The sequence below is a fragment of the Streptomyces turgidiscabies Car8 genome (assembly GCF_000331005.1).
In the GTDB taxonomy this organism is placed as follows: Bacteria; Actinomycetota; Actinomycetes; order Streptomycetales; family Streptomycetaceae; genus Streptomyces; species Streptomyces turgidiscabies.
The window spans coordinates 34,108-57,099 of the sequence record NZ_AEJB01000123.1 but is presented as its reverse complement, the minus strand read 5'-3'; the positions used below and the strand labels follow the sequence as shown (position 1 = coordinate 57,099).

Annotated in this window: 16 protein-coding genes and 1 pseudogene; 7 read left to right on the top strand and 10 right to left on the bottom strand. The window is 70.7% G+C overall.

Annotated elements, in window-relative coordinates:
* Positions 1-588: 588 nt before the first annotated feature.
* Positions 589-1,974, top strand: coding sequence for an MFS transporter (locus STRTUCAR8_RS53990; RefSeq protein ID WP_006374943.1), 1,386 nt, complete (start codon positions 589-591; stop codon positions 1,972-1,974).
* Positions 1,975-2,198: 224 nt separating this feature from the next.
* On the opposite strand, the pseudogene STRTUCAR8_RS53985 reads toward STRTUCAR8_RS53990, so the two are convergent.
* From STRTUCAR8_RS53985 to STRTUCAR8_RS07615, 3 genes and pseudogenes are all read right to left on the bottom strand, one after another.
* A pseudogene (locus tag STRTUCAR8_RS53985) lies at positions 2,199-2,828 on the bottom strand (zinc-binding dehydrogenase); the annotation flags it as partial.
* Positions 2,829-3,071: 243 nt separating this feature from the next.
* Positions 3,072-4,211: an ABC transporter substrate-binding protein gene (locus STRTUCAR8_RS07620; protein ID WP_006374944.1), complete on the bottom strand. Its 1,140-nt coding sequence runs from the start codon at positions 4,209-4,211 to the stop codon at positions 3,072-3,074.
* A gap of 656 nt (positions 4,212-4,867) precedes the next feature.
* The gene (locus STRTUCAR8_RS07615) at positions 4,868-7,954 is read right to left on the bottom strand and encodes a lantibiotic dehydratase (protein ID WP_199791672.1); all 3,087 of its coding nucleotides are present in this window, start codon (positions 7,952-7,954) and stop codon (positions 4,868-4,870) included.
* Positions 7,955-8,172: 218 nt separating this feature from the next.
* On the opposite strand from STRTUCAR8_RS07615, the gene STRTUCAR8_RS52380 reads away from it, so the two are divergent.
* The 6 genes from STRTUCAR8_RS52380 (at position 8,173) to STRTUCAR8_RS07590 (ending at position 14,811) form a co-directional block, all read left to right on the top strand.
* Complete coding sequence (locus tag STRTUCAR8_RS52380) at positions 8,173-8,325, top strand: hypothetical protein (RefSeq protein WP_006374937.1); 153 nt, start codon at positions 8,173-8,175, stop codon at positions 8,323-8,325.
* 61 nt (positions 8,326-8,386) lie between these two features.
* A complete protein-coding gene (locus tag STRTUCAR8_RS07610) occupies positions 8,387-10,396 on the top strand; it encodes a B12-binding domain-containing radical SAM protein (protein WP_006374947.1) in 2,010 nt (669 codons plus the stop codon).
* Positions 10,393-11,409 carry a multinuclear nonheme iron-dependent oxidase gene (locus tag STRTUCAR8_RS07605; RefSeq protein WP_006374907.1) on the top strand — a complete coding sequence of 339 codons (1,017 nt, stop codon included), beginning with the start codon at positions 10,393-10,395 and terminating at the stop codon, positions 11,407-11,409. The genes STRTUCAR8_RS07610 and STRTUCAR8_RS07605 overlap by 4 nt, the downstream gene beginning before the upstream one ends.
* A complete protein-coding gene (locus tag STRTUCAR8_RS07600) occupies positions 11,406-12,197 on the top strand; it encodes a hypothetical protein (RefSeq protein ID WP_006374953.1) in 792 nt (263 codons plus the stop codon). The genes STRTUCAR8_RS07605 and STRTUCAR8_RS07600 overlap by 4 nt, the downstream gene beginning before the upstream one ends.
* 26 nt (positions 12,198-12,223) lie before the next feature.
* Positions 12,224-14,167: a RiPP maturation radical SAM C-methyltransferase gene (locus STRTUCAR8_RS07595; RefSeq protein WP_234372687.1), complete on the top strand. Its 1,944-nt coding sequence runs from the start codon at positions 12,224-12,226 to the stop codon at positions 14,165-14,167.
* Positions 14,164-14,811, top strand: coding sequence for a DUF5825 family protein (locus tag STRTUCAR8_RS07590; RefSeq protein ID WP_006374915.1), 648 nt, complete (start codon positions 14,164-14,166; stop codon positions 14,809-14,811). Before STRTUCAR8_RS07595 ends, STRTUCAR8_RS07590 begins: the two co-directional genes overlap by 4 nt.
* Here the strand turns inward: STRTUCAR8_RS07590 and STRTUCAR8_RS07585 are convergent.
* The 7 genes from STRTUCAR8_RS07585 to STRTUCAR8_RS07555 form a co-directional block, all read right to left on the bottom strand.
* Positions 14,776-15,543 (bottom strand): Stf0 family sulfotransferase, encoded by a 768-nt coding sequence (locus STRTUCAR8_RS07585; protein ID WP_006374918.1) that lies wholly within the window; start codon positions 15,541-15,543, stop codon positions 14,776-14,778. The two genes, STRTUCAR8_RS07590 and STRTUCAR8_RS07585, sit on opposite strands and share 36 nt — an antisense overlap.
* Positions 15,544-15,674: 131 nt before the next feature.
* Positions 15,675-16,895, bottom strand: coding sequence for a metallophosphoesterase (locus STRTUCAR8_RS07580; protein ID WP_006374914.1), 1,221 nt, complete (start codon positions 16,893-16,895; stop codon positions 15,675-15,677).
* A 113-nt stretch (positions 16,896-17,008) separates the two neighbouring features.
* The gene (locus STRTUCAR8_RS07575) at positions 17,009-18,181 is read right to left on the bottom strand and encodes an esterase-like activity of phytase family protein (protein ID WP_006374956.1); all 1,173 of its coding nucleotides are present in this window, start codon (positions 18,179-18,181) and stop codon (positions 17,009-17,011) included.
* Positions 18,178-19,143 (bottom strand): ABC transporter permease, encoded by a 966-nt coding sequence (locus tag STRTUCAR8_RS07570; RefSeq protein ID WP_006374912.1) that lies wholly within the window; start codon positions 19,141-19,143, stop codon positions 18,178-18,180. Before STRTUCAR8_RS07570 ends, STRTUCAR8_RS07575 begins: the two co-directional genes overlap by 4 nt.
* Positions 19,143-20,282, bottom strand: a complete 1,140-nt coding sequence (locus STRTUCAR8_RS07565) for an ABC transporter permease (protein WP_006374923.1) — start codon at positions 20,280-20,282, stop codon at positions 19,143-19,145. Before STRTUCAR8_RS07565 ends, STRTUCAR8_RS07570 begins: the two co-directional genes overlap by 1 nt.
* Positions 20,279-21,859 carry an ABC transporter ATP-binding protein gene (locus tag STRTUCAR8_RS07560; protein ID WP_006374910.1) on the bottom strand — a complete coding sequence of 527 codons (1,581 nt, stop codon included), beginning with the start codon at positions 21,857-21,859 and terminating at the stop codon, positions 20,279-20,281. The genes STRTUCAR8_RS07565 and STRTUCAR8_RS07560 overlap by 4 nt, the downstream gene beginning before the upstream one ends.
* A 16-nt stretch (positions 21,860-21,875) precedes the next feature.
* Positions 21,876-22,970, bottom strand: coding sequence for a BMP family lipoprotein (locus STRTUCAR8_RS07555; protein ID WP_006374932.1), 1,095 nt, complete (start codon positions 22,968-22,970; stop codon positions 21,876-21,878).
* Positions 22,971-22,992 lie beyond the last annotated feature (22 nt).

The following is a 22,992-nucleotide window of genomic DNA, read 5'->3' as shown; positions in this document are numbered from 1 at the left end:
ACGGCCACCGTGGTGACCGCAGTCGCATGGGAACGAGATCCGTGCGACGACGAGGGCGGCGGCCTACCGCCGAGGACGGCCAGTCACACGTGCCGCGGCGTGTGGCCTCAGGGACCCGCAGAGACAGTCCGCGCGGGTTCGGCGTGCCCGGCTTCGGATCCGGGACGCCATCGGAACCGGCCTCGCCGAGCCGTCGGCCGGGCACCGCTGGCCCGCACCGGTTCCGGCACCATGCCTCAAGACATCCATGGATGCCCACTGTGCATACACATTAACGCGCGGTGCCAGAGCCTGCACACCCTTTACTCCTATTTCGCGTCGCCATCCGTACGCAACGCCTTTACAGCCGCTTAATAGTGTGCACACTTAGCGACAAGCCGCAGTCGATGCAGTTGGGGCCATCGCCAACGACGCTCGCTGATGGGCTGCGTGTGCCCAGAGCCTCCGCATGCGTGCCCTGGCACCGCTCCGATCGGGCGGCGGCTGGCACCGCTCCGATCGGGCGGCGGCTGGCACCGACGAACGTACGCACGCCACCTCCAAGGGCGAAAGCAACCCGTACCCGCAAGCCACGTGAGAGGAATTGCCATGCTCGAAGACAGTCGCGGAGGAAGTCACGGCCAGGCCGCCTGGCCTCCGGTGACCCTGCTGGTCCTCGCAATCTGCGGGCTCGCCATCGCCGCCGACGGATACGACGTCGTGATCTACGGCGCTGTCATCCCGTCCCTGCTGCACGAAGGCGGGTGGGGACTGACCCCCGCCGGTGCCGGGCTGATCGGTTCGATCGCACTGATCGGCATGCTCATCGGAGCCACGACCGTCGGCACGCTCACCGACGTACTGGGCCGACGCAAGGCGCTGATCGCCTGTCTGACCTGGTGCTCAGTGATGACAGGCCTGTGCGCGACCGCGACGTCCCCGGAACTGTTCGCGCTCTTCCGGTTCCTCGCGGGCCTCGGCTTCGGTGGCGTACTGCCGACCGCCAGTGCCCTCAGCGGTGAATACTCGCACCCGAAAACACGCAACCTGGTCTTCGCGATCATCTTCAGCGGCTTTCCCGTGGGCGGCATCATCGCCGCACTCGTGGGCATATCGGTGATCCCAGGGTTCGGCTGGCAGGCGATGTTCCTGCTCGGGCTTCTCCCGCTGGTCCTCATCGTGCCCGTGGCCCTGAAGTACCTGCCCGAGTCGATCGTCTTCCTCCAGGCGAAGGGCCGGTACACCGAGGCGGAGAAGACGGCTCACCGCTGGGACATCAGCCTCGAGAGCGCACCGCAGGACGCGACGGCGCCGACCCAGTCGCCGACCGCGGCCTGCCCGGACAGCATGTCGCCGGTGAAGGCCCTGTTCTCGCGGAACTACGTCGTGGCGACGCTCTGCTTCCTGGTCATGTCGTGCCTGTGCCTGTTCATGATCTACGGGTACAACACCTGGCTCCCGGAGATCATGCGCCGGGCCGGGTACTCCTCCGGGTCGGCACTCGGCTTCCTCCTCATGTTCAACATCGGGGCCGTCGTCGGCCAACTCCTCATCTCCCTGGCCGCCGACCGGCTCGGCTCGAAGCCGGTCATCGTCGCCACGTCCCTCCTGGCCGGCGCGGCCGTGGTGCTCCTCAGTCTGCGACTGCCCACGGCGGTGCTGTACGCGGCCGTCGCGCTGGGGGGTGTCGGCGCGATGGGAACCCAGACGTTCGTCCTCGCCTATGTCTCCAAGCACTATCCGGTACGGATGAGCGCCACGGCACTCGGGTGGGCGCTGGGCTTCGGCCGCCTCGGCTCGATGCTCGCGCCACCTCTGCTCGGACTCATCATCGGGGCGGGGCTGGCGTACCAGTGGAACTTCTACGCCCTCGCGGTACCCGGCCTCATCGGTGCGGCACTGATCGGACTGATCCCCCGAGCGTCCGGCGATGCGGCACCGGTCGGACGCATGAGCACAGAGGGGACAGCGCGCTCCTTGCCGGAGCCGACCTGATCCGCACCGGGGTCCTTGACCCGGACAGGGCCTCTCGAACCGAGTGCCCTGCACGGCAGCCGTCCTCCGCCGGCGCGACGGCGCCGGCTCGCGGCGGACCCGGCCCAGTCGGTGGTCTGCACGTGTGCATGACCAATGGGCCGGGAACCACCGATTCCGGAGTCCTGGCCGGCAACAACGCGGTCCTGCATCTGACCGGACGCTACCTCCGGGACTGCCTTTCCGGAGATCCGACGTCCGCCAAGCGCCTCGGCCGCTTCCTCGAAGCGGTCCCAGGATCCTTGCCGGCCGATCTCGACGCTGAGGGCCCCCTCTGCGGCCAGTTCGGTGAGAACGGCCAGGTCCGCGCCGGCATCTCCTTCGATGACGAAGGAGGTCAGCGACTTGGCCGGGCCGACGGTCGCATAGGGCGGAAAGGCCGCCGGTTCTCCGGATGTCCAGCCGACGCTCTGCACGCTGCCTCCCGGAGTGAGCAGGTTCCATGCCAGGACGAGTTGGGGGCCGCCGACGTTGTCGATCACTACGTCGACCGGTCGCTCAAGTCCCTCCAGTCCGATCAGAACCTCGTCGGCGCCGGCCTCGGCCAGCCCCTCCCCGCGGGCGGTCGAGCCTACGGACGCGATCACATGGGCACCGGCCCGCGCCGCCAGCTGGACGGCGAACCGGCCGACCCCGCCGGAGGCGCCGGTGACCAACACCCGCTTGTCCGGTCCGAGCCCGGCGGCCCGCAGCGAACGCAGCGCCGCCACCCCGGCGACCGGCAGAGCAGAGGCCCGACGCCGACTGACCGGGTCCGCACCGGCACGCGCGCCTACGTGACAGCAGCAACCGACGGGAATCGCAGGACTCACCATCAGGTGTCACGGAGCTGCATGATCGCCGGGGCGGCTCCTGGCCTCGCGCTTTAGTGAGCGGGCCTGTCCGGGCCTTGATCAAATAACTGGAGAGTGCTGCTGACCTGCAACGGTGGGACTTGTCGAGGGTCCTGTCAGCTGCAAGGAAAGAAGCACTCTCCAGGTGAAGAAGAGCAGCGGGTCATACCCACGTGTCCGTGTCGAGGGCAGCGGCCGTGGGACGGTCTCGCATTCTGTTGGGGGTCAGGCGCCCGGGTGCAGACCGGGCCAGCCGGGTGTCGGGTCGCCCTTGACCTCGCCGAAGTAGAGGGCGAAGGTCTGCTTCAGCTGCTCGACCTGGGCCCGGTCCTCCATGAAGCGGGGAAACCCGTCCACGTTGGCGTTCGGATACTCCCAGATCGGCTTGAGGCCGGTGGGCGGCGCGATGTCCGTGCGCACCGACCAGTTGTTGGAGGTCTGACGCTCGGTGGACAGCTGCCAGTTGAGGTAGAGCTTGGCCGCCGTGGGGTTGGCGGCCTGCTTCATGATGGCGAGCCGCTGTCCCCACGCCATGAAGGGGTGCCCGTCGGTCATCATCCAGCGGTTCGGGCTGGTGGCGAGCGGGTTGCCGCCCGTGCCGACGCCTATGACCTTCTCCTTGTTGGTGACCGCGGTGCCGGGGGAGAAGGAGCCGCGGGCGAACTGCGGCTGCTGGGCGGCGAAGCCGGCCACCCAGTCCCAGCCGTAGGTCCTGGCGTAGAGGGCGAAGAGGTAGAGCACCGCGTCGTCGTCGTGCGGGTAGGAGGAGGCGATGGCGCCCTTCCAGCGCGGGTCGACCAGGTCCAGCGGCGTCTGCGGCGCGTCGGTTCCGGCCGCCGCCACGTCGTACAGGTAGCTGAAGGCGATGACCATACCGGCCACCCAGGCGCCGTCCGGGTCCCTGAACTTCTTGTGCAGCTTGCTGAAGCCGGCGGGCTTGTAGCGCAGCAGCCGATCCTGGCGCTTCCAGCGGGTGAAGTCCTGCAGCGTCTGCAACTGAACCAGGTCGGCGACCAGGGTCTCGGTCGCGAGCTGGTTGTCCACGCGGACGTCGTGGTACTTGCTGTAGTCCACGATGAGGTCGAGGTCGATCTGCGGGAACCGCTGGCGGAAGGCGGTCCGGGCGCCGGCGCCGCTGCCCGAGTTGGCGAGGTCGCCGCCCGCGTAGATCACGAGCTTGCCGCCCTCGGCGACGGCGTCCTCATACAGTTCGTCGAGAGTCCTGGTCTCCTCGGCGTGGGAGCCCCACGAGGCGGGGGCGGGGGCGGCCGCAGCGGGGGGTGCGGTGGAGCCGAGCGTGCCGAGGCCGAGCGCGGCGCCCGCTCCGGTGGCGAGGAGTCGCCGTCGACTGGTGAAGTCGGTCATTTGGGTAATCCATTCTGCGTGGGGGCAGGGATGTTCCCGGCGTACGGGCGGCGGACCGCCTCGGCCGGGACGGCGGGAGCGGGAACGGCGAAGCCGGTGTCCTGGTGCGGCGTGCTCATCCGGTCCACGGTGGTTGGCTGCCTGCCCGAATCGAGGATTCTGACGGCGGGCCGGTGGCGTTCGCGTGGGTGAGTCCGGCGTCGATCAGCATCGACTCCGGCTCGCCGGTGACGAGGGTCGGAGGTCTTGGTCATGGTGCCGACCGGAAGGTCGAGGTCGGGGTCGAGGACGATGAATCGAGCATTTTCATCTGGCTCTTCGGTCGAGAATGGGACACGCCGGACGCGAGCAGTTCATCTGACAAGACTGTATCTGACGAGTCAGGCTTTTTCCGCGACGGGTGCACGCGGTGTGATGTAAGCGATGCGTCGTCCCCGGGCGGCGCTGCGAGGAACGCGTCGATGTCCTGCGGACGTAGCGCGAGATGTCGGCCAGGACGGCGACGGTTTCCTTGTGTTCGCGGGCGAGTTGCGGGGCGGCGGTCCAGACCTCCGGCTTTCTGGCGACGACCGCGCACAGCAGGTACGCGGAGTGCGGCGCCGCTGAATTCCCTCGGTGAGGCCTTGCCGATGATGCGGAAGCGCGGCCCTGGCCAGTCAGCCGCGTGCCGTCCAGCTCAGTGCGGCGGCTCTGGCCAGGTGCAGGTGTGCGCGTTCCTCGGGTAGTCCTGGCCCGCACATGCGGACGTGGTGGAGATGCAGCAGGTCCGGGAGCAGGTCCTGAGGGGGCAGCGTCCCCGCACCCTCGAGCGCGCTGCGGTAGGCGGCCAGTGCTGTGCGGCGTGCGGACCAGCTCGCGGTGACGCGCGCGTCCAGCACCGGAGTTCCGGGGGTCTGGGGCGTGAGGGGGGCGGTCGCCAGGGCGATGGTCTCGTCGTAGACCGCTCGGGGTGGGGCGCTCCTGTCCGTGTGGGTGTGCCCGACCAGCCAGCGCATCGCCTTTCTGTCGTCCCCGAGCAGGCCGACGGCGATGTCCACCATGCTCGCGGCAGTCACCGCACGGACGTCGGGAGCTCCACGCCCCGCCTGCGCGGTCAGTTGGGCGAGGACGGCGGCGGAGTCGGCGGCGAAATACTCCTCGGCGGCTTCCATGACCGCGGGGCCGCCGAAGCGCGTGGTCTGCGGGTAGTAGGTCTCCAGGCTCGTGTGGGTGATCAGGCCCGCGTGCCGAAGCCGCCGGGTCCACTCGCCGATCTGCCCGACAGCGGTGCCGACTGAACCGGGCGCGCAGGTCAGATGCAGACGTAGGTGGTCCTCGGGATCACGGTGACGAACGAACCACCAGCGGGGTTCTCCCAACTCCTCGAGCAGGGACGGCAGATGCCGGGTCAGGAGCGGGTTATGACGGTCGCGGTGTCCGTGCAGCCTGAGGGAGAGCAGGTCGCCGCAGCCAGGCAGGCGGCCGTACTCCCGGCCGACGACGTCGCCCGGTGCGCTGACGGGTGCGCGGGTCCGGCCCACAGCGGCCAGGGGTATGACGATCTCGTGGGCGCGCCCGCCGGTCCAGCCCAGGTCCCCGGGCTTCGGCGCGGCACGTAGCAGTGCCCTGCCGTCGCGCTCCACGTGCGTACGGAGCAGGACCCGGTGCGAGGACTCCGCCAGATCCAGGTTCATGCGCCGGTCTCCGTCGCCCAGGTACACGTGCTGGGGCAGGAGGACCTCACGGCGCCATTCGGCCAGGGCCTCGTCCCACTGCGGCCACGGCGTCCGTACGTCGGGCAGGTCGTCGACGCCGAGTGTCCAGCGGGCCGGCGACAGTACGGTGCGTCCGTAGCGCAGTGCGGGGAGGAAGGGCAGGCTGGACACGGCCGCTCCCCACGAGAACCCGGTGCACGGGACGGACAGTGCCACCGGTGCCTCGATCAGGAACCGTGCCAGCGGATGAGTGTGGTGGGTCAGATCCACGGCGTTCAGCAGCATCGTGTGCACGGGGCGGCGGCGGGAGACCGAGACCAGGTGCAGCCGCTCGGTATCGGCGGTCACCGCCAGGTCCGTCACGGGTACCTGGTCCGTGTCCGGGCCGTGGTAGTCGCCGAGGGGGATCACCGTCCCCGCCGCCTGTGGGGCGTGCGCGACGTTCACCGAGCGTATGTACAGCGGGGTGGTACTGATCTGCGCGATCAGCGCGTCCTGTTGTACGCCGGGCAGACCGGCGTACGAGTCGGTCATCCGGCGGCGGTCCTCGGCGTCGAACAGGGGGAGAAAGCGCCCGGTGGCCGTTCCGGCCGCGCGGGCCACCCCGACGACGTGCAGCGCGAACTCCCCTTGTTCGAGGGCGGATACGCTCGCGGCGTGGATCCGCACGGTCACCTCGGTGCTCGGCTGCACGGGCCTGCCGGGATCCACCACCGCCAGTTCGTCGATCGCGGTGTCATCGAGTAGGACGTGGTGGCGGCGACGCGTCGCGGCGGTGTACGCGAGCCTCAGCAGCCGGCCGTCGCGTGCGGTCAGCGTCGGGCCCGTCGACGCGGCTGTGGACCCGAGGTAGCCGGACGGGTAGCCGAGGAGGTCGATGGCGTTCAGGACGGGTACCACCGCTCCAGGGCCGTAGTGCTCGAGGAAGCGGCTGTGCCAGGCAGTCCATCCGGGGCTCAGCGCGGCCCGTGGCGCCAGGCGCGTGAGCACGGCGGCGGCCGACGCCGCCTCCTCGGCCACCGCCTCCGGGATCACCAGGTCCCAGTCCAGCCGCAGGTCGAGGGCGAGCGTGGGTTTCGCGGTGGGACAGAGCCGTGTCATCGCGGCCGTCACCTGTGCGCGTTTGGCGCGGGCGCCCGCGGGGGCGACGGTGGCGTCGTCGTGCCGTGCCAGTTCCGCCGCGACCTCGCACAACTCGCCGACTTCGGCTTCGGCCGCGGGCAGGTGCTGTATCTGTCCGAGCAGGGCGGCGATCGGATCGGAGGCCGTGACCGCAGGGCGCAGACTGGTGATCAGGAAGCGCTGTCGTACCAGGTTCGCGAGCAGAGTCTCGATCGCGGTGGGCGACGCGGCCGGGAAACCGCCGGAGAGCGCTTCGGCAAGAACTGTCCACGCGACCGGCGCACGTGCGATGTCCATGGCCATGCGGACCGGTCCCGTCGCGCGTATCCCCACGTGCAGCGGGCCATTGTCGTTCGTACTGCTTGCGCGGTGCTCGACCGTCAGGCGTCCGTCGCGCTCGAACGCGAGGCCGGAAGCGAGCAGCGTCAACCGGGGCCGGAGCGCAGGGTGTTCCTCCAACCCGTCGACAAGAGCCGCGGTCCAAGCCGCCTCCGGTCTGGTGACCGCCCGGTGTCCGGTGCCCGCGCGCAGCACTGGAGCGGCCCCTGTGCGGGCGGCGGCGACACCGGCGAACAGACCGAACGGAGTGGCACGTGAGCGGGCGCGCAGCAGGTAGCGCACCACCGAGAGCACCGCGCGCCGCACGGCGAGGTCCGGCACCGGCTCGCCGACGCATATCTGACGCACCCGTCTCGCCAGGTCCGGACTGGAGAACTCGACCGCGGTGGCGAAGTCGGTTGCCTGCCACGTCTGTTGAAGCCATGCTCGCCACGATTCCGTGTGCGCGTACGGGCCGGTCAGGTCCGGCCAGACCACCGGGTGGTCGGGACGCCAGACTGCCGCCCGGACCACGGCCGCATCGACATGGCGGTACAAACAGCCCTCCAGCAGCACGACGGCGTTGTCCTCGACCTTTGATCTTCCCAAGGTGCGCGGCGGCGGGGGTGATTATGAGTCATGGTCATTTGGCGTCGTTGCTGCGCAATCCGGTGGTGCGGTGTCCCCATGAGTCGCTGACCTGGGCGAACACCCTTCAGCCCGAACGACGACGTTTGGGCTGTTGTCGCGCGTGCCGTCTGGCTAGCATGGGGCGCCGCACACGGCACGCGGCACATTCCCGGCACATTTGCGAAGGGGAGAAAATCATGACCGCTGCATCTCCTGAGAAACTCGCCGATGAGGAATTCGGTGAACTCGAAGAACTCCAGGTGATCGATTCCAGCGAGTTGAAGCTCGGCGCGGCGTACCACACGTACACCTACATCGCGGCGGAGAGCACGGACGACATCCCCGACTAGGAATCCCGGGAGCACGGCAACTCTCCGACGGACGAGACCGGTTGAGACGAGGAGGCAGGTCGTGCCGTCCAGCCGGTCGGTGGACCGTACCCGCACCGACGTCCTGTTGATCTTTCCGCCGCAGACCGAGGCCAGGTTCTTCCCGTATCTGAGCCTGCCCTACCTGACCGGCCACCTGCGGCGCCGGGCTCGGCAGGTTCACCAGGCCGACCTGAACATCGCCGTGCTCCACGAGCTGCTGCGATGTCCCACGCTGCTGGACGACGCGGTCCGGGCCCAGGACGCGGGCGACGACGGTACGGCCGCGAGCCACTGGTATCACCGAGCGGTGGCCGACGTGTTCGCCGCGCACATCGGCGAGCTGCGTGCCCACGTCCTGCACAAGGAGTCGGTCGGCGAGCTGGGCCCCCACCGCGCGGTTCGGCTCGCCACCCTGGCCCTCGAACTACTGGTCCGCGACACCTTCCTGGCCCGGACCTGGCAGGACCTCGGCCGACTCGACGATGCCGTACGCCGGGCCGCGGACGAGCCGCCCGTCGCGTCGGGCGTACCGGTCGCAGTGCTGCACCGCCTGGTGACCGGGCTGCTCGGCCGGCATCGCCCCCGCGTGGTCGGTCTGTCTGTGGCCTTCTTCAGCCAGCTCGCGCCCGCGCTGCTGATCGCCGCCTGGGTCCGGCAGTTGGCGCCGGACACCCGGATCTGTCTGGGCGGTCAGCAGGTGATGCTCCGTCACGACAGCCTCGTCCGGCTGCCCGGCGTCCGGGCAACGGTCGACGCCCTCTGCACAACCGCCGGGGAGGAGCCGCTCGAACGCTGGCTGGACGCGCTGGACGGGACGTTTCCGCTCGCCGCCGTGCCCGGCATGACCTGGCTGCCACGTTCCGATGCCGGGCCGCGCACGGGTCCCCCGGTGACCCTGCGCTTCCGTGATCTCGGACCTCCGGACTTCACCGGACTGCCGTTCCGCTCCTATCTCAACGACGCCCTGGAACTCGCGATCGTCTCCTGCGTCGGCTGCTACTGGGGACGCTGCGCGTTCTGCTCGTACGGCAACCGGTCGCTTCCGCAAGGCGGGTACCAGCAGGGCACCGCGGCCCAGATCGCCGACGCCGTGGAGGCCGTGGTGCGTGCCACGGGCACCCGGTACGTGTCGGTCGCGGACGAGAACACCAACCTGCGGCTGATCCTGAAGGCCATGCGTGCGACACGCGACCGTGGCATCCGGGTCCGGTTCGGCGTACGCAGCCGGCTGGAGGCCGTCCTGACCGACCCGGCGTTCTGCCACGACCTCTCCACCGCCGGCTGCGCGATGATCGCGGTCGGCTACGAGGGCACCTCGCAGCGCCTGCTGGACCGGCTGGAGCGGGGCGTGCGCGCGGCCGACTACCAGCGGATCCTCGACAACCTCGCCGCAGCGGGCATCGCCGTCCGGTTCACCGTGATGGGCCAGGTCCTGGACGAGACGCCGGACGAGTTCGAGGCATCCCTGCGCTTCCTCGTCGACAACGAGCGGCGGATCGACATCGACGCGCTGGAACTGATGGTGGCGGAGCCCGGCAGCAGACTCGTGACCGGCCCGCAGGACTACGGCCTCGCCCTCGACACCTCGGACCGCCTCGCGGGCAACCCCGAGCTCAGCTACCTGGCCGGCCGGGTCGGCCGCCCGCTCGCGGTCCGCGGCGGCCCGACACGCACCGAGGCACTGGACCGGCTGATACGGACCTTCCGCACCGTCAGGCCGGGCCGTACGAACGCCTCGGCACCCTCCAGCCCCGCCCCGGACGACCGTCGCGCGCCAGCCGTCGCGGCCCTGCGCCCGCACCCGTGGGTACGCACCGTGCCCGCGCACGCCGACGACCGTACGGCAGACCGCGTCACCCTCGCCGACGTCGTCCGCGAGCGGTTCTACGCGCTTCCCCGCACCGACGTGGAACAGGGCGCCGACGGCCTGCTCACGGCCCGCACCGACCGTGGCAGCCGACTGCTGGCCCGCCTGGCCGACGCGGCAGCGGGCACCCCCGACCCGGCCCGTTCGGCCGACCCGGCCCCCTCAGCCAGGAGCTCGTCATGACACAACCGCCGCGCTCCGCACCCGGCGGCGCCCGAACCGTCACCGTCACCGAATCCCCGCGTCGAATGGGCCTGGGGGTACTGATGGACATGCCGTGGGGCGGCGGACGCCTCGGCAGGCGCGGTGTCGGATTCGTGGAGAGCGACGACGGCGGCGGAGACATCACCGACCGGGTCCGCGCCTTCCTGAGCCGCCACGGCGGCGACTTCGCCTACTCGGCCCTCGCGTTCCAGCCGCGCTCGCGCGCCCGCGTACGGACGGCCGACTACGTGCGCGCGTACGACCGCTTCTTCGAGGCGCTGCCTGCCGGGTCGGCCCGCGCTTTCCACCAGACCGAGCTGAACATGGGCACGCCCGAGCGCTACGACCGCCGCCCGGCCGCCGAGTTCACCAACGAACTGGCCGCCCGCTACGGCTTCTCCTGGGTGGTCGAGGACCTGGGCATCTGGAGCCTGCGCGGCATACCGATGCCCTATCCGCTCCCGCCGCCGCTGACCGAGCCGGGGCTGGAGATCGCCACCCGGAACGTGGCGGAGGCGGCCCGGCTGCTCGATCCGCCGCTGCATGTCGAGTTCCCCGGCTTCACCGAAGGCGGCTCGTTCGTCCTCGGACACATGGACGCCTTCGGGTACTTCGCCCGGCTGGCTCAGGACGCCGACGTGTGGGTGACGCTCGATGTCGGCCATCTGCTCAGCTACCAGTGGCTGAGAGGACGTACCGGAAGCAGCATGTACGACGGGATCGAGGCGCTGCCCCTGGCCCGTTGCCGGGAGCTGCACCTTTCGGGCTGCCAGATCGTGGGAGGCAGATTCCGCGACCTGCACCACGGCGTCCTGTTGGACGAGCAGGTGGATCTCACCGAGTATCTGCTGCCGCGTTGCCCGAACCTCCTCGGGGTGACCTACGAGGACCCGATGTACCGCGAGGACGGACAACTGGTCGAGAAGTCCCGGCGCAACTACGCGCGGCTGCGGGACATTGTCGCCGCCTGGCAGCGCGGGGAGGTGGCGTGAGCACGGTGGAGCCGGGCGCGTCGCTGGACGGCGAGCGGCTGACCGACCTGCTCCTACGGCTTCTGCTGGACACGGACCTGAGGGCCCGGCTCGCCGAGGAGGGCGCCGGGGGCGTGGCGGCGGATCCCGGCGAGCTGGAGTGCCTGGCCTCCGTCGACCTGGCCGAACTGGACATCACCGCGCGCCGGCTGCGCTCCCAGGTGTGGCGGCCCGGCAGCGGAGGCAGTCTCGCGACCACGTTCCCGCGCAGTCTGAAGCTGCTCCAGGACGCCGGTGCCACGGAGTCCTGCCTGCTCACCGGATTCCTCGGCTCGCAGCACTTCTCCCGGTTCCGGCTGATCCCGTACACCGCTCCCGGGTTGTCGGCGGAGGAGGCGTTCGCGTCCTACCTGCTGGACGACGCCGGTGCGGGGGCGCTGCGCGACACGGTGACCCACGAGCTGATGATCGCCCTGTTCACCGCGCTGACATGCGAGCAGCCGCTGTCGTTCGTGATCGAGGCGGAGGGAATCGTCCCCACCGACCGAGGCCACGCCGCCCTGCGTGCCTACGCGGCGGCGTCCGTGGCCACGTGGGGGACGACCCCGGGGGAGCGTGCCGGCACAGGAGGCACCGAGGCCACCGAGCTTGCCGCGAACACGGAAGCAGTGGAATACGCGTACTTCACCACGTCCCAGGGACTGGCTCACGGCGTGGTGTCCGGGCGGGTGGCGGCGGCCTTCGAGGCCGAACCGACGGCCCGGCGGGAGACCGCGCGGCGGGCGCTGGCACGCCGCGGACTGTGGTGACGGGGAGAGGAACCGCCTTGCACATCGTGTTGGTGGACATGCCGTGGTCGTCGCTCGACGCGCCGTCCCTCGCACTCGGCATTCTCAGACGCCGGATCCTCGACGTCTTTCCCGACGGAGCCGCGGACGTCGAGGTGGTGCACGCCAACCTCGACTTCGCCGACTGGGTGGCCGCTCGTACCGAGTACGGCTTCGAGGAGTACGACTTCTGCGCGTCCTCGTACTTCTCCGGACACAGTGAGTGGATCTTCTCCGCCGCCCTCAACGGTCAACCCCGTTGGCGGGTGGCGGAGTTCACGGAACACTTCGGCGGGAGGATACCGGAGCGCATGCTGGCCAAAGCGCGGGAACTGCACGAACTCGCGCCACTGTTCGTCCGGGAGACAGCTGCCAAGATCGCCGCCACGGCACCGGACGTGGTCGGCTTCACCACCACGTTCGCGCAGAACGCGGCCACCCTCGCCGCAGCCCGCGTGGTCAAGGAACTGGCACCCGGCACCACCACCGTCTTCGGCGGCGCGAACTGCGACGGCCCGCAGGGCGCCGCGCTGCACCGAAACTTCCCCCAGGTCGACTTCGTGGTGCGCGGCGAGGGCGAGATCGCCTTCCCGCGACTGCTCGCCGCGCTCCGCGACGGTGACACCGACGACCTGGCCGCCATCCCCGGCCTGTGCCGCCGTGATCCGCACGGCCGGTCCGTGGCCCATCTCATGGACGCCGCCCCGCTGCCCCCGGGAGCACTGGTCACCCCGGACTACGGCGACTACTTCGAGCGGCACGCGCGGTCCACCGCGGGCGGCTGGGTGGAGCCGCGGCTGGTGGTGGAGGGCTCGCGAGGCTGCTGGTGGGGCGAGAAGCACCACTGCACCTTCTGCGGCCTCAACGGCTCGTTCATGGAGTTCCGCAGCAAGGACCCACGGCGGTTCGTGGAGGAGATCCTCGGCCTGGTCGAGCGCCACCGCGTACTCGACGTGTGGGTCACCGACAACATCCTCGACATGGCCTACCTCAACTCCATGGCCCCCCTTCTCCAGGAGTCCGGGTACGACCTGCGGCTGTGCTACGAGATCAAGTCGAACCTGCGGCGCGAGCAGCTGGCGACGCTGTACGCGGCCGGTATCAGCTACGTGCAGCCCGGCGTGGAGAGCCTCAGCAGCCGGGTGCTGAAACTGATGGACAAGGGGGTGACCGGCTGCCAGAACGTACGGCTGCTGCGGGACGCGGAGACCATCGGCGTCAACCTCAGCTGGAACTACCTCTACGGCTTCCCCGGGGAGACCGAGCAGGACTACGACGAGATAATCGACCAGCTGCCCGCGCTGCACCACCTCGGACCACCGGCCAACTCCACCCGGCTGAAGGTCGAGCGGTTCAGCCCCTACTTCGACCGGCCGGAACTGGGCTTCGGCGAACTGCGCCCCGCCTCGCACTACCACCACATCTACGACCTGCCGGAGAACGAGCTCGCCGACCTGGTCTACATCTTCGACTCACCGCACCAGGGCATCGCCGACGGCTGCCTGAACCGGCTGCGCACGGCCGTCGCCAGTTGGACGCGGGCGTACTCGCGCAGCCGCCTGACCCACTGCGACCTCGGCGGACACATCGTCCTGGTCGACACCCGGCCGGGCTTCTCCTGGCGGCTCCTCGACCTCACCGACCCGCTCGAAGTGACGGTGTTCCGGCTGCTCGACACACCGCACAGCCCGGCGGCGCTGCTGCGCAAAGCCGCTGCCCGGGGCGCGAACGCGGGGGAACCTGCCGGAGAGGTGACGGAGGAGCGCCTCACCGGGCTGCTGGCGCGCTGGCGCGCCCTCGGCCTGGTCTTCGCCGAGGGCGGCCAGTACGTCCAGGTCGCGCCCGCCGTGGCCAACCAGGACCTGCTGCGGCTCGACGGCGACGGACTGCACGGGGACGACACGTCGCTCGTCCCCGCCCTGGCGACCCCGGGAGGGGGAGACACCCGATGAAACCGGCGCTGACGCTGTGGAAGGACCGCGATCCGGCGGCCATGCGCCTGCCGGGCATCCGCTGCGGCACCCTCGAAGGGCTGCCCGACGACCCGGTGGCCGCCGTCGGACGAGTCGCCGCCGACGGCGTCCAGTTCGTCCAGGTGCACGAACCCGTGGACCTCACCGATCCGGACGGCGCGTCCGCGGTCGCAGTCCTCCTCGTCGTCCGGGAACTCACCAGCCACGGCATCGCGGTGGACTGGACACTGCGCATGGCCGACCCGGCCCAGTGGCGGGCGCTGAGTCATCTGCATCCCCCGGCAGGCGTCTTCCGCGGCTCCACGGGAGAGGAGAACGACGAACGCGTGGTCACCGCATGGCGCGGCTCGTTCCATGTCGCGAAGTGCGGCTACCGCCGCGGCCCCGGTTTCCTGGAGATCCGCGACCACCGCTGGGGCTCGTTCCGACGCCTGGTCGTCCACGCCCCCCGGAGCACGGCGTTCCAGGGGCTGCTGGACGGCGTCCCGGCGGTCGCGTCGGCGTCGACGGAGCGTGCGCTGGAACGTCACCTGCGTGAAAACCTGCTCCACCGCGCCGGGCGCTACCTGTGGTGGACGCCGTACCGCCTACGACGCTGGCCGCTCAGCACGACGATCCCGTAGGAACCTCTCGACCCACCGTTCCGTCAACTCGTCGGCCTGACGCCTGATCCCCGGAGCCGGCACCGACTCGGGCGCGCCGACGCCGAGGAAGTCGAGGCAGCCCAGCAGGCCCGCCTCGTAGTCCGCGACCAAGTCCTCGTAGACGACGACATGCGGGACGACACCGTGCCTGCCGAAGTAGTCCTCCCAGACGGACGCGTCGCGGTCGAGCAGTCGCAGATGCCGGCCGATCTCCTCATAGCTGTACCGGGGAGCGGCGCGCACACGCCCCTCCGGCAGAAGGGTCCCGTCCAGGATCCAGACACCGGTCTGCTCGGCCATGGTGTACGACACGGCCTGCCGCAACCGGTCCCCGCGTCGGATCCAGATGTACCGGGGTGCCTGGAGGATGTCGTACGGGTCGACCTCCAGGCTCCCGAGGTGCCCCGCGTGGATCCGCAGCCCGAACACGCCGTTGGGGCTGGTCCGGCACGTCATGAGCCGCTGCACGTAGGCCGCAGCCAACTCCTGCGGATCGCTGGAGTCGAATCCCCACCGCTCGAAGTAGTCCAGCACGAAGGCGTCGGCGAAGTAGTCCTCGGCGAAACCGGCCAGCCCGGTGTGCCACAGGGCGCGGGCAAGCATGTTGCTGCCGCACCGGGGGGTCGACGCGAGCACGTAACGGACCGGCGGCAGACCTGCGAAGGGCGGGAAGTCGAACTCCGGACCGTTGGTCCGATAGCGCAGCACCATGCGAACACCTTCGTGCCCGGCACCAGTGGTTGTCACCGCTCCGTCGCGCTCCAGGCACGGTGCGCGGTGCGCGGTGCACGACAGCGACGCGCACCGCAGCGGCATTCGCGCATGTGTCGGGCCGCGCGGTGTTACGGCGAGGCGGGCAGGTGCGGGGAGCGGAGTACCAGCAGGGTGATCTCGCTGGGGGCGAAGACGCGGAAGGGCGGGCCCCAGAAGCCGGTGCCGCGGCTGATGTAGAGGAGGGTGCGGGGGCCGTGGTGGCTGAGGCCGGCGAGGGCGGGCTGGTCGAGGCGGACCAGGTGGTGGAAGGGCCAGATCTGGCCGCCGTGGGTGTGGCCGGAGAGCTGGAGGTCGATGCCGGCGGCTGCCGCCCTGTCGACGAACTTGGGCTGGTGGGCGAGGAGCAGGACGGGGAGGTCGGGGTCGGCGCCGTGCAGGGCTCCGGCGAGGTGGGCGCGGTGACCTGGCAGGCCGGAGGACTCGGCGGTGACGTCGTCGACGCCGGCGACCACGAGGGTGTCGCCGCCGCGTTCGAGCAGCAGATGGCGGTTGCGCAGCGGCTCCCAGCCCAGCTCGTCCATCAGGTCGACCCAGCCCTGGGCCTCGCTGTAGTACTCGTGGTTGCCGGTGACGTACACCCGGGCCCGGGTGGCCCGCACGGTGGCGAGCGGGGCGGCCTGGGCGCGACGGCGTTCGGCGGTGCCGTCCGCGATGTCGCCGGTGTGGCAGACGAGGTCGGCTTCCAGGGTGTTCACCGTCTCGCACACCCGCGCCGACCAGCGGGCGCGATCGAGCGGGCCGTAGTGGGTGTCAGTGATGAGGACGACGCGCGTGCCGTCCAACCCGGCACCCAGGCGCGGGAGTTGAACGTCGAGTCGGCGCACGCGTGGCACGCGGCGGGCCTCGGCGTACCCCCAGGCGAGCAGTACGGCGGCTACGCCGAGGACGGCCCACGTGACGATCCGGGCCCGGTCCTGACCCTCGCCGACGCCGGACACGGTCAGCGCGAGCCGCAACAGGACGCCGAGCAGAACAGACCAGGTGAACAGAACCCAGCTGGTGCCCAGCAGGGTGTCACCGACGATCGCCGCCCGGTCCTGCTGACGCCGGCCATGGCCGCGCCCCATCGCGAGCGGCATACCGACGAGGCCGAGGACGAACAGGGCGGTGCCGACCAGCGTGACGGGCAGCGGCCAGTGCTGGCCGGTGTACAGGAGCACCCAGCAGGGCACGGTCCACAGAAGTACGGGGGCGATCAGGGGGAGGTAGCGCATCACGCGGTGCAGTCGGCTCTGCCGTGGCGCTTGCGCTTCGCCCTCGGCGGGCCGGGTGTCGCTGGTGTCGGTCACGCTTCGCCTTCCTGACCAGGCTGCCGTCCCGCGCACTGTATCCGGTCTCCTCGGGCCGGCCGGAGGGGCGTTCGCGGAACCGTTCCCACGGTCCAGACACTGACACCGGCACCTCAGACCCCGTGGGCTGCGAAGGCGATGAACTGGGTCACCTGGCGGGCGGCGAAGTTGTCGTCGGAGACGAGGACGACCGTGCGGCGGCCGTCGGGGAGGCGGGGGCCGAGGGTGATGCCCTCGACGTTGTCGACCCGGGGCAGGCCGGGTACGTCGGACAGGTCGGTCACCAGCGTCTTGCGGACCGGCCGGAGCGGCCGTGCGGCCGGGTCGGTGAGGGAGTCGCGGCCAAGGACGTCGGTGGCGCCGTGGAGGTCGGCCAGGTAGATCCGGGCCTTCCAGTTGTTGTCAGCGTAGATCGAGGCGCGCTCCAGGACCAGGAAGCGGTCGCGGCCGAGAGACACGATGTCGCTGACGCCGTTGGTGTCGGTGCCGCCCGCCGGGGGAGTGGCGAACAACGGTTCCAGCGGGTAGGCGTACTGGGCCAGCGGCTGTCCGGTGCGGGCGTCGTGGACGGTGACGCGGGTGAGCGCGCCGTCCTCGGGGGTGGGGTCGTCACCGTCCTGGTAGAGGGGGTCCTCCATGGCGGTGACGATCCGCCGTCCGTCCGGGGTGAAGGTGACTCCTTCGAGGGTCTGGTTCTTGCGGGGCCCGAACTCCTGCGAGTTCATGTGCAGTTGAGGGGGCAGCTGGAGCCGGCCGGTGTAGGCGCCGGTCGGGGTGGCGCGGCGGATCCAGGGGTCGCCGAGGAGAACCGGGCCGTCGGACGGGACGATGCGTTCGCCCTCGCTCGTCCAGACCAGGCTGCCGTCGCGCGGGTCGACGGAGATGCCCTCCGGGTCGGGGGCGACGGTGCCGGAGGCGGTCGAGGTGGGCGGGAAGGTCGTGCCGTCCGGGCGCAGCCAGGGGTGCGTGCCGGTGAGTTCGACGCTCTTGAGGGTGCCGTCGGCGAGGTCGACGTGAGCGGTGTAGAAGCGGGCGGGGCCGGTCTGTGACCGGTCGTCGCTGATCACGTAGTACGCGCCGGACTTCGCGTCATAACTGATGGCGGACAGCCCGCCGACGGTGGTGCCCTCGAAGGTCGTCGCGTCCGGCAGCTCCCGTTCGCCGAGGAAGTCCAGCCGTACGCCGCTGTCGTGGGCGGCGGCGGCCGGGGCGCCGGAGAGGGCGGGAAGCGCGGCAAGGACGACGGCGGTGGCGATGATCCGGGCGCGGGTGGCGCGGATGCTCATGTGGTCTCCGTGAGTTGTGGGGTGGGCAGGCCGGGCGGTGACGCGGGCGCGGTACGGGACGCGCGCCGGCGTCGCCATGCGAAGAACGCGAGGGCGAGCAGGGTGAAGGCGTACGGGATCGCTGAGACCAGCTGCGACGGGATGTCCAGGTTGCCGAGCTGGACTGCGAGGGCCTCGGCGGTGCCGAAGCCCAGGGCGGCGAGGAAGACGCCCCAGGGACGCAGGGCGCCGAGGAAGACGGCGGCCAGGGCGATGTAGCCGCGGCCGGCGGTCATGCCGGTGACGAAGAAGGACACGGCGCCCATGCTCAGGAACACTCCGGCCGCCCCGGCCAGCGCCCCGCTGAGCGCGAGTGCCCGGAACCGGACCCGGTGGACGTGGATACCGACCGAGCGGGCCGCCTCGGGATGCTCGCCGACGGCGCGCAGATGGAAGCCGAACCGGGCCCGGTACAGCAGCCAGGCGACCGCCGGGGCGGCGGCGAGGGCGGCCCAGGTCAGCACGTTCTGCCCGCTGAGCACCGCGCCCAGACCGGGAACGTCCTCGACCAGGGGCAGCCGGACCGAGGGCAGCGCCCCGCTGTGCAGCCGGCTGGTCCCGCCCTTGTCACCGAGGAGCGCGTACACCGTGTACGCGGTCGCGCCCGCCGCCAGGAGGTTGAGGCCGATGCCCGCGATGATGGCGTCCGCGCCCAGGTACAGGTGCAGCACGCCGAGCAGCAGCGCGAGCAGCGCGCCCCCGGCGATCCCGCAGACGGCCCCGGCCCACACCGAGCCGCTGTACCCGGCGACCAGCGCGCCCGTGCAGGCGGCGGTCAGCATCGAGCCCTCCAGGGCGATGTTGGGCACACCGGCCCGCTCGGCCAGCAGACCGCCGAGGGCGGCGAGGACGTACGGCGTGGACACCCCGAGGATCGCCGCGAGGAATCCGGTGCTGAGCACGACGTCGAGGACGGGGCCCATCAGTGGGCCTCCCTTCGGGCGAGGTACCGCTTGACGAGTTCGGGCAGCGCCCGCGCGGTCACGAGAAGCACGATGACCGCCTGGATGATGGTCACGGCCTCGGAGCCGACGTCGGTCTGCTGCTCCATCACATCGCCGCCGACGCGCAGATACGAGTAGAGGAGCGCGGCGGCGACCACGCCGACCGGGTTGTTGCGGCCCAGCAGGGCGACGACGATGCCCTCGAAGGCCAGACCGCCGGCCATGTCGGGCTGGAGCCCGCCGTAGATCCCGAGCGCGAGGTGGGCCCCGGCGAGACCGGCCAGCGCGCCGCCGATGACGAAGGTCCACTCGATGGTGCGGGGTACGTCGAGGCCGCCGTACCGGGCGAAGTCCGGGTTGGAGCCGGTGATCCGGATGCGGTAGCCGAGCGGTGTCCTGGCCAGCAGGAACCACACGGCCGCCGCGACCGCGAGCATCCCGAACAGGCCGATGTTCGCCTGGTCCAGGGGCACGCCGAAGAAGTCCGAGAGCAGCGGCAGCGCCGAGTCGGGCCGTACCGGGGCGGACTGCACGGCGCTGCTGTCGGGCGCCTTGATGTGGTCGGTGAGGAGATAGTCGAAGACGCGTACGACGACGGCGTTCAGCATCAGAGTGGCGACGATCTCGTTGGCGCCGAGGCGGGCCTTCATCACCCCCGGGACCGCGCCCAGCGCGCCCCCGGCGAGGGCGGCGACGGCGAGCGGCACCAGGACGGCGGCGACGGGCGGCAGGTGCAGGTGGATCGCCACCAGGGCGCTGGCCAGGGCGCCGGCGTATACCTGGCCCTCCGCGCCGAGGCTGATCTGCCGGGCCCGGAAGGGGATCGAAACCGACAGGCCGAGCAGCGCCAGGGTGGTGGCGTCGGCGAGCCAGCGCCCGATCCGGGGGGTGCGCTCCAGCGGGCCGGTGAGCAGGGCGTTCAGCGCGCCGGTGGCGTCCTTGCCGGTGGCCAGGACGACCAGGAAGGCGATGAGGACGGCGACGGCCACGGTCAGCACCGTCATCGTCAGCTCGACGACCGCGGTACGGCGCCGGGTGGCGAGGAACTCCCGCCGTCCCTGCGACTCGGGCCGCCCCTGCCGTTCCGCTTGCGCGCCGGGCTTCAGTGTCGAGGTCATCGGACACCTGCCGTGATCCGCTCGTCGGAATGCCGTTCCACGCCGAGCATGTACAGGCCGGTGGCCTCCTCGGTGAGCCCGGCGGGGTCGTCGAAGCGGGCGACGAGACGCCCGTCCTTGATGACCAGCAACCGGTCCGAGAGCGCGAGCAGTTCACCGAGGTCGGCGGAGACCAGCAGCACCGCCGCGCCCGCGTCCCGGGCCTCGACGAGCCGCTCGTACATGAAGTGCATGGCACCGATGTCGACGCCCCGGGTCAGCTGTGCGGCGAGCAACAGGCGGGGCCGGGCGGACAGTTCGCGGGCGACGACGACCTTCTGCAGGTTGCCGCCGGACAGTGAACCGGCCGTCGCGTCGGGATGCGGAGCGCGGATCGCGTACCGGCCGATCAGGTCCTCGGCCAGTTCACGGATGCGGCGGGTGCGCAGGATGCCGTGGCGGGCTACGGGGGGTTGGTCGTGGCGGTCGACGATCAGGTTGTCGGCGATGGAGCGGTCCAGGGCCGCCCCGTTGGACAGCCGGTCCTCGGGCACGTGGGCGACGCCCGCCCGGCGGTGACCCGCCGCGTCGAGGTGGGTGACGTCGGCGTCGTCCACGCTGACCGATCCGGCGGTGGGGCGGCGGAGTCCGGCGAGCAGTTCCACGAGTTCGGTCTGGCCGTTGCCCTCGACGCCCGCGAGGCCGACGATCTCACCGGCCGCGATGTCGAGGGACACGTCGTGCACCGAGGGGCCGCATAGCCCCCGTACCCGTAGCACTCCAGCTCCGGGGCGGGCGGGCGGCTTGCTCACGTCGAGGGACATCTCCCGGCCGACCATCATGGACGCGAGCTGAGCGGGCGTCGCCTCCTCCGTGCGTACGGTGCCGATCACCGACCCGGCGCGCATGACGGTGACGCGGTCGCTGATCTCCCGTACCTCCTTGAGCTTGTGCGAGATGAACAGCACGGTCATGCCCGAGTCGCGCAGCCTGCGGATCGCGCTGAACAGGTCGGTGGTCTCCTGGGGGGTGAGCACGGCGGTGGGCTCGTCGAGGATCAGGATGCGGGCGCCGCGGTGCAGGGCCTTGAGGATCTCGGCGCGCTGACGCATCCCCACCGACACGGCGTCGACCCTGGCCTCCGGGTCGACGGCGAGCCCCGCCTCCTCGGCCAGCGCGGCCGTACGTTCGGCGGCGGCCACGCGGTCGACACGGCCGGGCCGGCCCGGTTCGACGCCGAGGACGACGTTCTCGGCGATGGTGAACGACGGCACCAGCATGAGGTTCTGGTGGACCATTCCCACCCCGAGGGTGATGGCGTCCTGCGGCCGGGAGAACCTGACCGGCCTGCCGTGCACGCTGAGTTGCCCGGCGGACGGCTGCTCGAGTCCGTACAGCAGCTTCATCAGGGTGGACTTGCCGGCGCCGTTCTGCCCGACGATCGCCCTGATCTCGCCGGCGGGCACCGACAGGTCGACGTCGATCACGGCGCGGGTGCCGTTGGGGTAGGTCTTGCCCAGCCCCGCGGCCGCCAGGGCGGGCGGGGCCTCTTGCGCGGCGTTGTGCACGGCCGCGTCGGTTTCCTCGATGGGTTCCACCAGTGTTCCTCGGAGGTCAGAAGGCCGAAGGGACCTTGACAGCACCGGACTTGACCTTCGCGGCCTGCGCCTCGAGCTCGGCGCGTACGGCGGCGGGGACGAGCTTGTCGAAGTTCGCGTTGTCCACGTAACCCACGCCGTCCTCGGCCAGGCCCACGGCGGCGGGCTTCCCGTAGGCGAGCGTGCCGGCCTTGTTCGCCTTGGCCGCCAGATAGAGGGCGTTGCCCGCGTTCTTGAGGATCGAGGTGACGACCGTCTGCCGCTGATCGGCGTCGGTGAGCGTCTTGTACTGGTCGGAGTCGACCCCGAAGGCGTACCGCTTGGCGGCGACGGCCGACTCGAACACCCCGAGCCCGGAGGATCCGGCGACGGGCCACACCACTTCGGCGCCCTGCCCGTACATCGCCGAGGCGATCTGCTTGCCCTTGGCGGGGTCGCCGAACGGGTTGTCGCCGCCGACGTACTGCACGAGAACACCGGAGGACGCATTTCCGCCCGCCGCCTCGAAGCCTGCCTTGAAACCGACGACGAAGTCCTCGATGACCGGAATCTTCACTCCGCCGATCACACCCACCTTGCCGTTTCCGGCACTGCCGGGAAGGGACTTGCCGGCGACGAGTTTGTCGGCGAGGAATCCGGCGAGATAGGCGGCCTCGTTCTGCTTGAAGGTGACCGAGTAGACGTTCGCGCACTTGTTGGAGCAACCACTCTTGCCCGTGTAGTCGACGGAACCGTCGAAGAGCCAGAACTTCTTGTCCGGGTATTCCGGGGCCAGTTCGGAGACGAAGTCGACCGTGTCGACGGTGCCCGCCGCGAGCACGTCGTAGTCGTCCCCGGCGGCGGCGTCCTCGAAGCCCGAGGCCCACTTGGTGCGGTCGCTGCCCAGCTCGACGACCTTCAGGCTGTAACCGAGATCCTTCTCCGTCTTCTGCAGACCCGCGTACGCCGAGTCGAAGAAGGAACGGTCGCCGAGGTTGCCATTGATGACGAACTTGATTCTCGGCTTTCCGGAATTCCCGGCCTGGGTGGAGTCGGCGTCCGTCGAGGCGCCGCATGCGGCGAGGGTGAGGGAGAGCGCCGCGACGCCTCCCAGAATTCTGATCTTGCTCATCGCCGGAATTCTCTTTCTCTAC